Genomic DNA, 12,162 nt, shown 5'->3' with positions numbered 1-12,162 from the left:
ATTGTTTCGCATCATTTCTCGACGCGATGCAAGTTCTCAATCCAGCTGCTGATCGCGCAGTTCTTGCGCCAGCATGTCGATAAAGGCCCTGACCTTGGCCGAACCGTACTTGCTTTCGCGGTGCAGCACATGAATGGGCCAGGGCGCCTCTTCGTACTCGGCCAGCAGCACCTGCAACTGCCCGCTGGCCAGTTCGTCCACCACCTGGTAAGACAGCAGCCGGGCAATCCCCAGCCCGCCGCTGGCAGCGGCGATTGCCCCGTCATTGCTGGTGACCGTCAGCCGTGGCTTCATGCGCACCAAGGTCGGCTCGTCGGTCACGCCGAAGCGCCAACCGGCCCGCGGCGACAGGTTGGTGGTGCCGATTACCGCATGCCCGGCCAAGTCCGACGGGTGCTTCGGCACACCATGGCGCGCCAGGTAGTCGGGTGAGGCACACAACATGCGCCGCACCCTGCCCACCCGCAGCGCCTTCAACCCGGAGTCGGGCAACGGCCCGATGCGCACGGCCACGTCCATGCCCTCCTCGACCATGTTCACCACGCGGTCGAGGAAGTACGCGGAAACATCGACTTCCGGGTACTGCTGCAGGTATCGGACGATGCACGGCATGACGAACTTCCTGCCGAACAGGATCGGCGCGGTCACCGCCAGGTCGCCCCTGGGGGTCGCGTTGATGCCGGCAGCGGCTTCATTGGCCTCGTGGATGCTGGCGAGGATGTGCCGGGTGTCTTCCAGATAACGGCCGCCGGCCTCGGTCAGACGCACGCTGCGAGTTGTGCGCAGCAACAGCTTGACCCCTAGCTGCTCTTCCAGGGCGCTGACGGCGCGGGTGACAGCGGCCGGGGAAATATCCAGACGGCGGGCAGCCGCGGCGAAGCTTTCCAGCTCGCCGACGGCGACGAATACCTTCATCAGGTGGATCTGGTCCATGCGGGCTCCTGAGGGTTATGCGGCGTGCGGATTATCTTTCATCTGGATGCCTGGTGTTAGCTGTGCCGGCCTCTTCGCGGGCAAGCCCGTTCCTGCAACTGGCTTGAATCAGACATCCAGCACCAGCGCCTGCATCCCCTCCTCCACTTTCGCGGGCACAGCACAACAGATCAGCACCGAACCCGCCTCCGGCAGCTCTGCCGGCGGATTTGGATAATGCACCTGGCCGCTCACCAGTCGGGTCTTGCAGGTACCACACGAGCCACCCCGGCAACTGAACTCCGGGGCCAGCCCACGCGCCTCGGCCAGTTCCAGCAAGGTGCCGCTACCGGGAACCCAGCGTGCCTCCTTGGCCGACGCGGCAAAATACACCGGCACCGGTTCGTCAGCGGCAGGTGGCTGTTGCAAGGTTGGCTGGTCTGCATCGGTGTGCCGCCGCAGCGTCGACGGGCCAAACGCTTCGGCGTGGATCCGCGCATCCGGCACATGCACCCCACGCAGCCCTTCGTAAAGTTGCTGGGTGAAGCTGCCCGGCCCACACAGGTAGAAATCGTAGTCGTCCAACGCCAGCGTTGCCTTGACCTGTTCGATACCCAACCGACCGGCGAGCTCATAATCACGGCCGAGCTGCGCGTGCCCTTCAGGCTGACTCAGGGCGCGGTGTACATGCAGCAGATCGCCAGCCTGTTGCCGCAAGGTCGTCAGTTCCTGCTGGAACGGCAAGTCAGCCAGGCTGCGTGCGCCATGGAACAGATGAATGCGCCGGGCCTGCCCCGTGCTCAACTGCTGGCGCAGCATGGCCAGCAGCGGCGTGATGCCCACGCCCGCACCGATCAGCACCAACGGCCGCGTACTTTGCTGGTCAAGCGTGAAGCTGCCCATCGGCGGACGTACATTCAACACATCGCCGGCCACAACGTGCTCATGCAGATACCGCGAAGCCGGGCCCTGGGCTTTGACGCTGATGCGCAAGAACCCATCGGCCGGGGCACTTGAAAGGCTGTAGGTACGAATCAGCGCCGCTTCGCCATCACGCGGCACTTGCACAGGCAGATGCTGGCCAGGGGCAAAGGCCACAGGGAAGCCTGCCTGTGGCTCAAGATAGAACGAGCGGATATCGCGGCTTTCCTGCTCTACCCGCAGCACACGCCAGGCCAGCCATTGGCGCTGTTGTTGCCGCTGCTCCAGGCGCGCATCGGCCTCGGCCCAGGTACCGGTCATCAGACTGGTCGGCGCGTATTCCTTGAAAGCCCAGCGCAGGGCAACGGCAGCCGGACGCCACACTACCTGCTCGACCTGCAGTGTCCATAACCGCTCCGCGCCTTCAAATGCCTGGATGGCCGGGCTGTCCAGCAGCACCTCGGCACGCCCGTACAGTTGCAAAACATTGCCATTATTGAAGTCGATGAACAGCAAGCCGGCCCGCGGGTTGACCACCAGGTTGCCCAAGGTGTTGAAATGCAGATTGCCAGCATAATCGGGAATGGTGAGCCGATTGCCTTCGACCTTGATGAAGCCTGGCCGCCCACCGCGGTGGGAGACATCCACCGAGCGCTGGCCGTCAGCATGCTCGACATAGCTGGCGACGAAGAAGGTATCGGCGGCCTGGATCATGCTGACGGTCGAGGTATCCAGTGTTGTCGCATCGATGCGTCCGAGGGCGGGTTTGGTGACGCGGATGTAGTCACGCAACTGGATGTACTGCGGGCAGTTGCCAAACGCCTGCTCTACGGCCACTTGCAGTTGCCCTTGGGATGCGTGGCGGATCTGCCCGTTGATGCGATTGCGCCGACGGGTGTGCAGTTCGATCCCCAGCAGGCCGACGGCCTGCCCGGCTGCCAACCCGGGGGTGGCGGGGTCCTCCGCTGGCAACGTGGTGTGGATCGTGAGCATACGAGGGTCGGGCGAGCTTACGAACCCTTCTGGCCCTTCCAGCAGCGTGGCCCAAGGCCGGCCCTGGGCATCCACACTGGCGGCGACCATGAACGGTAACTGGTGATAGAACGCTCGGTGCTGGTCGGGCATGTGGTCACGAATGACCTTTTGCCCGAACGCCTCCATGCGTTCTGCTACACCGACCTTTTCCTGCAGGGTCTTTTCACCCGTATGCCAGGGCGAGGGGCGGTGATCAGGCGATTGTTGCATGGCGGCGCTCCTCGCGATGGCGGGGTTTCAGGCGTGGGTTTGCAGCCCGATCACGGTGCGCGGCATGGGGACGAAACGCGGCAGTGCCTCGATCCGCGCCAGCCAGTTGCGCACATTGGCATACGGCTCCAGCGACACATTGCCTTCGGGGGCGTGAGCGATGTACGAGTAGTTGGCAATGTCCGCGATCGTGGGTGTGCTACCCGCCAGGAATGGCGTGTTGGCCAACTCGGCATCGATCACCTTGAGCAAGGTGTGGGCACGGGAAATCACCTCGTCGGTATTGAACGAAGCCCCGAACACCGTGACCAGGCGGGCGGCTGCCGGGCCAAATGCCAGCGGGCCGGCGGCGACCGAGAGCCAGCGTTGCACACGGGCAGCGGCGGCAGGTTCTTCGGGCAGCCAGGCACCGTTGTCATACTTTTTGGCCAGGTAGACGAGGATGGCGTTGGAGTCGGCAATCACCGTGCCGTTGTCATCGATGACCGGAACCTGGCCGAACGGGTTGAGGGCAAGGAAGTCCGGCTGCTTGTGGGCGCCTTTGGCCAAGTCGACGAACACCAACTCTGTGGGCAGGTTCAGTAGCGAGAGCATCAACTCGATGCGATGGGCATGGCCAGACTTGGGGAAGTTGTACAGCTTGATCGGGTTCGACATGGGCTTGGCTCCTGGTCAGCGCCGGGCTGGGGCTGATGGAGCACATGCTGCACTGGATCGGCTAGCAACAGAATCAGTGCGCAGGGGAAACCATAATTTCGCGGGGCGGAATAATGGCTTCCAAACACTGCGCTGGCGCCTACAGGTGAGCGCTAGCCAACGATCCGATCAGTGCAGCTTTTTGAAATGTCGGTACAGCCCACGCGCAGCCTCGACCACCTGCGGCACACAGGCCTGGATATCCTCATCGCTCATCTGGTCCAGCAACTCGAAGTTATCTTCCAGCCCATGTAGCGAAATGGCCTTGAGCAGCGGGGCCTGCTCCGGTGGCAACTCGCCCCAACCGGCCACCTGGGTACCGCGCATGTAGCCGAAACACCACTCCTCCATCACGATCACTGTGCCCTGCTCGCCTTCGCGTTCCTCGAACAGCGGTTCGAACTGGTCGACCTCATTGCTCAGTTCTTCTGCCACCTGGCTGGCATAACGCAGCATCAATGCCGTGTAGGCCTCCTCATGCGCGGGCTTCTTGAACTTCGGTACCTTGCCACCCGCTACCGCCGGCAGCCATTGTTCCGGCAGGACAGTGATCGGCGAACTGGCGAGTGCGACGAAAAAGCCATTGAGCTCGGCCAGGTCCAGCACCGAGTAGTCATTGCCATAGGTGATCAGCAGGTCTTCGAGGCGGTCGAGTTCTTTTTCGCTGAGTACGGGGAGCATGGGTAAGAATCCTGGGAAGCAAAAGTGTGTGCACCCTAGCACAGCAACGCCGGAAGGGCTGCCCGCGCGAACACCCGCGCGGGCAGATGGTTCAGGGCTGCAACCAGTCCTGCAGCTCATGTTGCCGGTCGGTGCCTATCAGCAGCCACAGCAAGATGCGGCATTTGCGCGGGCAGAGTTGCCCAGCCATGTAGACGCCTTTTTTCTGCAGGTCGATCTCTGCACCAGCAAACCCGTAGGTTGCCCGGGCTGTAGGCCCCCTACCTGTGCGCGTAGCAACCATGACCGGCAAGGTGGGCGCCAGGTGTTCCAGCACTTCGGACCAACTGGCGGAAACATGCCCAGCACCGAAACCGGCGATGACCAACCCCTCATAACCCAAGGTGGCCACAGCCCGCAGCAGCGCCGTGTCTGCGTCCAGGCAGGCTTCCAGCAGGGCAACGCGCTGGTCGGTGCGATAGGGTAACGGCAACACTTTCCGTCGCCCGGGCGGATGGCGATACAACACAACACCCTCCACAACGTCGCCCAACGGGCCACATCCGGGCGACTCGAATGCCGCCATCGCCAGGCTGGCCGTCTTGCGAACCCTTACCGCGCAGTGGACCTGATCATTCATGACCACAAGCACACCTCGCCCACGGCTGTGTTGTGCCAATGCAACCTGAGCCGCAGCCAACAAGTTGGCCGGCCCATCATTGCCCGGCTGACTCGCCGAGCGCATGGCACCGGTCATCACCAATGGCACATCGAATGGCCAGAGCAGGTCCAGGAAATAGGCCGTTTCCTCAAGGCTGTCGGTCCCTTGGCTCAATACCAATGCCTGAGCTCCGCGCTCCACCTCGCCCCGGGCCCATGCAAGCACCTCCAGCAACGTCGCGAAGCCCAGCGATGCACTGGGGAGCAGACACAATGAAGCAACGTTCAACTGCGCCATCTCGCGCAACTGTGGAACCTGAAGCAGTTGCCGCTCACAATCCAGGCTTGGCGTCACACCACCCCCGACAGCACCGGCCCGCATACTGACCGTGCCGCCCAGGCTGGCGATCGACAGCCTGGGCAGGCTCGAATGTTCACTCATGCTGCTCCCCCCACAAGCAATCCGACTACAGGCACGATTCCCAGCGTGCAGACGGCCATCGACATCACATTGCCGATGTAGCCATGCACATAGGCCGGCAACCGCTGAGTGATCGCCACTGCTAGCGGCGGAGCCACCAGTGCACCCAGTACTGCACTGATCACCACCACTTGCCAGCTGCCGCCATGTGTCAACACCGCAGCGGGGACGATCGACACAATCGGAATGTAGGTAGGGTACCACCCACGGGCTTTCCACTGTCCTCGCCAGATTGCAACGCCGACCAGGGATGCCAGGGCTTGGCCGGCCACTATCTGCATCACCAGCATCGAACCGTATGACACAGCAGCCGGGCTCAACAGGTAAGCCAGCAACACACCCAGCAATAACCCGAGGCTGGCCAGTTCATTACCAAAGAATGGGGCTTCGCTGAAGTCGGCCAGAACCCGCCGTAAAGTCCAGACCACACCGTAATCAGGCTGTTTGACCGCCGGCTCCACGACGGTGGGTTCACGGTATTGGCGTACCCATGAAGGAAAGCGCTTGCACAGGATGAAGGCCACGACGCTTGCCACTGCCATGCCACTCACATTGCCCACTACCACTGGCAACTGCAGGGGATAACACAGGTAATTGACCATCAGCAGGCTGGCCGGTGTTACCAGTAGCGCCCCCAGTAGTGCCCCCGTGATCGTTACCCGCCAGCCCGCACCAAAAAGCAATACCATGGCTGCCGGCAATGACACGAAGGCAACGAAGGTGGGTTGCCAAGTACCACTGGCCAAGGTCCATCCCCACAACACATGACTGAGCAGCAAGCCCAAAAGCGAGCTGGTAAACACCCATGGCCATAATCCGCTGCCATAGCAAATGGCAAAGCCCTGCCAGCGGTATCCTCGCACCTGCGCCCAGTGCGCCAGGCACGCGCCCAGCAGCAAGCCCAGCGCGGGTAGTTCGTGCTTGTAGAAAGCCACTTCACTGATATCACCAACAATCCAGCGCAAGCGGCTGAGCGGCTCATTGAGCGTCGCCACCCTTTGTGCATAATCCGGCCATTGGCCATGGGCAAGGCTTACAGCGAGAAACACCAGCAGGCAGCCGAACATCAACACAAGCCAATACTGCTGTCGTGAGAAGAGGAGCGTGTTCATTCGCAACTCCTCAACGTGGCATAGGTGCATGCAAGCGATAGCCAAGGGTGGCATCGTAGAGATCGGTTCGCCGGTCTCTTGGCAGGTCGTTGAGGTTGTTCCAGATCGGTGCCGAGCGTGCACTGCTCAAATCGACATCGGCATAGATAATCTCTTCGGCTTCTGCACTGCCCACCTCGCCGATTGGCCAGCCATTGGTACCGGCGATCAGCGAGCAGCCCAGGAAGCGCCCGCCCCGCTCGCTGCCGACACGGTTCGCGGCGGCGATATGAACGTTGTTGACATGGGCTGCCGTCATGGTCAGGTACGAAGCCATACAACGCCCTGCATCATCGAACAACGGCGGCGGGGTCCATACCCAGTTGTTGAGGCTGCAGATGATGTCGGCGCCTTGCGCGGCCATCACCCGCGGTACTTCCGGGAACCAGATGTCCCAGCAGATCAGCAGGCCGATACGGCCGATAGGCGTCTCGAATACCGGAAACCCCAAATCTCCGGGGGTGAACCAAAGCTTTTCCTGGTTCCACAGATGCGCCTTGCGGTAATGCCCGAGCAGGCCTTCGGGGCCGAACAGCACTGCACTGTCGTAGAGCTTCAGCCCGTCGCGTTCGGCAAACCCCGCAGCCAGGTATACCTGGTATTGCCTGGCGAAGTCGGCCCAGGTTTTCAGGCAAGGGCCGTCCTGCAGCACCTGCGCATGGGAATAAGCTTCGGCACGGGAGTTGAAGGTGTAGCCCGAGTTGGCCAGTTCAGGCAGTACGATCAGGTTGGCACCTTCGCGTGCTGCGCGCCGGGCCAATGCCAGGCCTCTGCTCACGTTGCTCTCACAGTGCTCAAGACCGACCTGAGGGTCGTACTGGATGACAGCGATACGTACGGGGCTGACGGGGGAACAGGATTCAGACATGGCGGCTTCCTTTTTGTGGTTGTTTTGGAAGGACGCCAGTAAAGCGATGTTGGGTCAGGGAGCGACAGTCAGGAGAGTCCTATGGGACCAAAGGAAAACTACATAATCGCAGTAGGACTCTCCCTACAAAATGGCCCGTACGCCGTTATTTCCCAACCTGATAGTGGGGGTAGTACTCGAGGGTAAAGCCACCATTGAACTCGGCTGACGTGTTGTTGCAGAGGTTGATGACCGTATCGATTGCCGTGCGCAAACACGGCTCGGTCCACCCGGCGTCCACTGAAAAGGACTCGCCAGCCAAATACAGCCCTGAGCGCGCGCTGAGGTCTCGGTTGTACTTCATCAGGCTTACAGCATCAAAGTAGGTACCTGCCCTATACAACTTCGCGCACCCGAGCGCATTTCGGTCTGTGCTCCAACGCTGTATGCGAATATTTCGAGTATCGATGTAGGGCGATATAGCCTCACCCACATTGGTGCAGCGTAGAAGGATCCGATCGAGCTCCTTCAGGCATTTGGTCGCCAACTCCTCATCAGAGAAGGCTGCCAACTTTGTCGCGTCATCCTCCCAGGTATAACTGAGGAGAATGCAGTCATCTGGATAGCTATCGTTGTATCGATAGGCATAGACATCGTGCACAAAGCTATCGGTAATCAGAATCTGCGGCATCGGCTTGTGGTCGAGGAAACTTTTCTTCAGCGGTGCATAGACCTTGCAGCTGGTCTCCCAATGGGCATGCTTCCAGGCATCGATAATCGGCTGCGGCAACATCTGGCGGGTGAAACCGCTGAGGCTGATGTTGGTTTCGATCAGCCATGACGGAGTAGTCATGATCACGCTGTCGAAGTCTTCATACTCGGTGCTCTCATGTAACGGGTCACCGCATCGCCAACGATATCCGACCCGAATACGGCCATCTTCCAGCTTCTGCACCGCGCACACTGACGTATCTGTCAGCAGCCCATCATTTTTTTTCAGAAGATGTTCATACAGCGAGATCCCACCCATGCCGACGTCCAGGTGCAAAAGGCTTTCGTCGAGGGCCGCAAGTCCGAGATAGGCTGGCCCTTGAAACGGCAATCCCCTGCTATCAGGGACATTGTTTGCTTCAAGATGCGGCGCAGCGTAAGGCACACCTCTTGAATCCACACGGCCATGTACCAACTGCAAATGACTGCTGAAGCCAAATATTGCCGTACGTAGCGGGTACAGGCAGCAAACATCATAAAATGCTCCCCAGCTGCCATCGCCAATACCGATTGCATAGAAAATGGCTGACTCGTCACTGCTCATGCCCAAACCGCCAAAGTCACCGGGGTTTTCAGGGTCCCAGGCAGCAAGGGCGGGTAAATGCACCAAATCCCTGAACGACAGTCGATGATAGCGATCGACGATGTCCCGCCATATCGACTCCCAGCTTGACGTGCCATAGACCGTGGCTACATGTTCAGCAAATTGCTTAGCAAAATTGCGCCATTTCTCGTAGACCTGTTGCAAGACAGCCGAAGGGGGGGGCGTTTCGCCTGACGGATTACGCCAGATCAGAAGACCCGGGTCACCTTCCCCTTCTAATTGACCTTCGCGAAGATAAATCCCCGTGGCATTCACCCAAGGTGTACCTGGGTTGGGGAAGTCAGCAATCCGCAGCTCGAACAACTTTGCGTAATAGGCCATAAGCGAGCGACCCTCTTTAGGCGACTCTCCAGTCCTATTGAAGAACGGCATGCGCATGGCCCCCATTTCAAAAGGGGTTGCAGGTTGCTTGTGGCTTGCTGAGCTGTTCACGATCGTCAGGTGTCGCCCGCCTACACGCCGGGACTGCTCAATCAAGGTGATACGGTTGAAACCACAGCGTAATAACTCTCTGGCCACAGTCAAACCGGTAACTCCGGCACCGACGATGCAAATGCGGTGATCCGGTTGTGTGGTACGTGCGACGCCTCCCTCTTGTTCGATAAGACGGCGGTAGTCGAAACAGAGATCCGGGGGATTAGGGAAACGCGCGGCCCACGGCTGCGTGGGCAGTGATGGGTCGATGGCCAGATCGGCAGGATGGTTGTGTGTTGAACCGATAGTCATGTTCTCGTGTTCTCCATGAGTAGAGAACCTGAGAATGATCAATTGCAAGAGGCGTGAAGTGGTTGCTATCTACCACCCGCCGGCACCTACAGGATCGTGAGATACCTGTGAGTGCCGGCTTACAGCGATAAGGTTGTCAGGTCTTAGACCGCCAGCGCGCGCTCACGCAGCTCGCTGTTGAGGATGCGGTCGTTCTCGCTGTAATCGACCGGGCAGTCGATCACGTGCACGCCCGGGGTCTTGATGCAGTGCTCCAGCAGCGGCAGCAGGCCTTCGGCACTTTCCACGCGGTGGCCGTTGGCGCCGTAGGCTTCGGCATATTTGACGAAGTCCGGGTTGCCGTAGTCCAGGCCGAAATCGGTGAAGCCCATGTTGGCCTGCTTCCAGCGGATCATGCCGTAGCCGTCGTCACGCAGGATCACCACGGTGATGTGCATGCCCAGACGTACTGCAGTTTCCAGTTCCTGGCTGTTCATCATGAAGCCACCGTCGCCACACACCGAGATTACCGGGCGGTCCGGGTGCACCAGGTGCGCAGCCATTGCCGATGGCAGGCCGGCGCCCATGGTCGCCAGGGCGTTGTCCAGCAGCACGGTGTTCGGCTTGTGCGCCTTGTAATTGCGGGCGAACCAGATCTTGTAGATGCCGTTGTCCAGGGCGACGATGCCTTCGGACGGCAATACACGACGGATGTCAGCGACCATGCGCTGTGGGTAGACCGGGAAGCGGTCGTCGTCGGCGCCTTCGGCGATCTGTGCTTCGTTGGCTTCGCGGATGGCCATCAGGCGGGTGAAGTCCCAGTGCGAAGTCTCGGTCAAGGCTTCGCCGATCTGCCACACGGCGTTGGCGATGTCGCCGATCACTTCCACCTGCGGGAAGTACACGGCATCGACTTCGGCAGAGCGGAAGCTGATGTGGATGACTTCGGTGCCGCCACGGACCATGAAGAACGGCGGCTTTTCGATCACGTCGTGGCCGATGTTGATGATCAGGTCAGCCGCTTCGATGGCGCGGTGAACGAAGTCACCGGACGACAGCGCAGCGTTACCCAAGAAGCGCGGGTGGCGCTCGTCGACCACGCCTTTACCCATTTGGGTGGTGATGAACGGGATGCCGGTCTTGTCGATCAGTTGCTTGAGGACCTTGGCGGTCATCTTGCGGTTGGCGCCGGCACCGATCACCAGGATCGGGCTGCGGGCCTTCTGCAGTTTTTCTACAGCGGCTTCGATGGCCACGTGCTCGGCCAACGGGCGGCGGTGCAGGCTGCGCGGGATCGGCAGCGCGTCGGTCTGCTCGGCGGCGATGTCTTCCGGCAGCTCCAGGTGCACCGCACCCGGCTTTTCTTCTTCGGCCAGGCGGAAGGCTTCGCGCATGCGGGCCGGGATGTTGTCGGCCGAGGCGAACTGGTGGGTGTACTTGGTGATGGGGTCCATCATGCCGCACACGTCAATGATCTGGAAGCGACCCTGCTTGGACTTCTTGATCGGCTTCTGCCCGGTGATCATCATCATCGGCATGCCGCCCAGGTAGGCGTAGGCGCTGGCGGTCACGAGGTTGGTGGCACCAGGGCCGAGGGTCGACAGGCTGACGCCGGTCTTGCCGGTCAAGCGACCGTAGGTGGCAGCCATGAAACCTGCAGACTGCTCGTGACGGGTCAGTACCAGCTTGATCTTCGACTTGCGCAGGGATTCGAGCAGGTCGAGGTTTTCCTCACCGGGAATGCCGAATACATACTCGACACCTTCATTTTCCAGGCATTGCACAACGATATCGGCGGCCTTGGCCATCTTGCTTGCTACCTCAAGTGATGGGACGGTGGAAGTCCAGGAATGCGCAGCACGGTACGCTGGCATCGCCAGGTCCAAGGGCAGAAGTGCCCCGAACCAGAGTCTTGACGTAGGGGGGACGCGGGAAAGTCACGTTAAGGTAACGGGAATATTGTCGCAGTCTGAGATGGTCTGTGGGAGGCGACGTGGCCTGGAGGGTACGCCCCCTGCCTGGCGTTGCACCATTCTCTGTAGGAGCGGGTTTACCCGCGAACACCGGCAACGCCGGTGCCATCTACCAAACTGCCTGCTCCCGGGATTCGAGCAGGCCAGGCTTTTTTGCCCACAAAGACAAAACCCCTACCTGCATGTGCAGATAGGGGTTTTGCGAAATGAATCTTGACGATGACCTACTCTCACATGGGGAAACCCCACACTACCATCGGCGATGCATCGTTTCACTACTGAGTTCGGGATGGGATCAGGTGGTTCCAATGCTCTATGGTCGTCAAGAAATTCTGTAGCCAGAATGTCCAGATGGACAGCCCAGCGAATTCGGATATGCGATATTTGTGGTCTTACGAATTTTCGGTTCTTTCGTCTTCACCACCGCAATCTGCGTCAGCAAATTGCTTGGGTGTTATATGGTCAAGCCTCACGGGCAATTAGTATTGGTTAGCTCAACGCCTCACAGCGCTTACACACCCAACCTATCAACGTCG

The 12,162-nt window shown here is 60.2% G+C and carries 9 protein-coding genes and 2 rRNA genes; all 11 read right to left on the bottom strand.

Annotation, left to right across the window (positions count from 1 at the left end):
- Nucleotides 1-36 precede the first annotated feature (36 nt).
- A complete protein-coding gene (locus INQ47_RS17875; RefSeq protein WP_404702239.1) occupies nucleotides 37-933 on the bottom strand; it encodes a LysR family transcriptional regulator in 897 nt (298 codons plus the stop codon).
- Nucleotides 934-1,041: 108 nt separating this feature from the next.
- Nucleotides 1,042-3,078 (bottom strand): pyridoxamine 5'-phosphate oxidase family protein, encoded by a 2,037-nt coding sequence (locus INQ47_RS17870; RefSeq protein ID WP_404702238.1) that lies wholly within the window; start codon nucleotides 3,076-3,078, stop codon nucleotides 1,042-1,044.
- Nucleotides 3,079-3,105: 27 nt separating this feature from the next.
- Nucleotides 3,106-3,735, bottom strand: a complete 630-nt coding sequence (locus INQ47_RS17865; RefSeq protein ID WP_103462089.1) for a glutathione S-transferase family protein — start codon at nucleotides 3,733-3,735, stop codon at nucleotides 3,106-3,108.
- 168 nt (nucleotides 3,736-3,903) lie between these two features.
- The gene (locus INQ47_RS17860; RefSeq protein ID WP_104960945.1) at nucleotides 3,904-4,455 is read right to left on the bottom strand and encodes a UPF0149 family protein; all 552 of its coding nucleotides are present in this window, start codon (nucleotides 4,453-4,455) and stop codon (nucleotides 3,904-3,906) included.
- A gap of 91 nt (nucleotides 4,456-4,546) precedes the next feature.
- Nucleotides 4,547-5,536, bottom strand: a complete 990-nt coding sequence (locus tag INQ47_RS17855) for an asparaginase (RefSeq protein ID WP_404702237.1) — start codon at nucleotides 5,534-5,536, stop codon at nucleotides 4,547-4,549.
- On the bottom strand, nucleotides 5,533-6,687 hold the full coding sequence (locus INQ47_RS17850) for a hypothetical protein (RefSeq protein WP_404702236.1): 1,155 nt from the start codon (nucleotides 6,685-6,687) through the stop codon (nucleotides 5,533-5,535). The genes INQ47_RS17855 and INQ47_RS17850 overlap by 4 nt, the downstream gene beginning before the upstream one ends.
- 10 nt (nucleotides 6,688-6,697) lie before the next feature.
- Nucleotides 6,698-7,594, bottom strand: a complete 897-nt coding sequence (locus INQ47_RS17845; protein ID WP_404702235.1) for a nitrilase family protein — start codon at nucleotides 7,592-7,594, stop codon at nucleotides 6,698-6,700.
- A 145-nt stretch (nucleotides 7,595-7,739) separates the two neighbouring features.
- On the bottom strand, nucleotides 7,740-9,674 hold the full coding sequence (locus INQ47_RS17840; RefSeq protein ID WP_252460287.1) for an FAD-dependent oxidoreductase: 1,935 nt from the start codon (nucleotides 9,672-9,674) through the stop codon (nucleotides 7,740-7,742).
- A 143-nt stretch (nucleotides 9,675-9,817) separates the two neighbouring features.
- Nucleotides 9,818-11,461: an acetolactate synthase large subunit gene (locus INQ47_RS17835; protein WP_404702234.1), complete on the bottom strand. Its 1,644-nt coding sequence runs from the start codon at nucleotides 11,459-11,461 to the stop codon at nucleotides 9,818-9,820.
- A gap of 376 nt (nucleotides 11,462-11,837) precedes the next feature.
- A 5S ribosomal RNA gene (gene rrf / locus INQ47_RS17830) occupies nucleotides 11,838-11,953 on the bottom strand.
- A gap of 131 nt (nucleotides 11,954-12,084) precedes the next feature.
- Nucleotides 12,085-12,162 (bottom strand): 23S ribosomal RNA (locus INQ47_RS17825); the annotation flags it as partial.

Origin of the sequence: Pseudomonas sp. 3HC3 (genome assembly GCF_044904505.1) — a bacterium.
GTDB lineage: Bacteria > Pseudomonadota > Gammaproteobacteria > Pseudomonadales > Pseudomonadaceae > Aquipseudomonas > Aquipseudomonas putida_Y.
The sequence above is the reverse complement of the archived record's forward strand: the minus strand, read 5'-3'. Positions and strand labels throughout refer to the sequence as shown.

Bases quoted from the DNA above. Each gene is read 5' to 3' on its own strand.
- INQ47_RS17835 (WP_404702234.1), bottom strand. From the start codon at position 11,461: ATGGCCAAGGCCGCCGATATCGTTGTGCAATGCCTGGAAAATGAAGGT.
- INQ47_RS17870 (WP_404702238.1), bottom strand. From the start codon at position 3,078: ATGCAACAATCGCCTGATCACCGCCCCTCGCCCTGGCATACGGGTGAA.
- INQ47_RS17855 (WP_404702237.1), bottom strand. From the start codon at position 5,536: ATGAGTGAACATTCGAGCCTGCCCAGGCTGTCGATCGCCAGCCTGGGC.
- INQ47_RS17875 (WP_404702239.1), bottom strand. From the start codon at position 933: ATGGACCAGATCCACCTGATGAAGGTATTCGTCGCCGTCGGCGAGCTG.
- INQ47_RS17865 (WP_103462089.1), bottom strand. From the start codon at position 3,735: ATGTCGAACCCGATCAAGCTGTACAACTTCCCCAAGTCTGGCCATGCC.
- INQ47_RS17840 (WP_252460287.1), bottom strand. From the start codon at position 9,674: ATGACTATCGGTTCAACACACAACCATCCTGCCGATCTGGCCATCGAC.
- INQ47_RS17850 (WP_404702236.1), bottom strand. From the start codon at position 6,687: ATGAACACGCTCCTCTTCTCACGACAGCAGTATTGGCTTGTGTTGATG.
- INQ47_RS17845 (WP_404702235.1), bottom strand. From the start codon at position 7,594: ATGTCTGAATCCTGTTCCCCCGTCAGCCCCGTACGTATCGCTGTCATC.
- INQ47_RS17860 (WP_104960945.1), bottom strand. From the start codon at position 4,455: ATGCTCCCCGTACTCAGCGAAAAAGAACTCGACCGCCTCGAAGACCTG.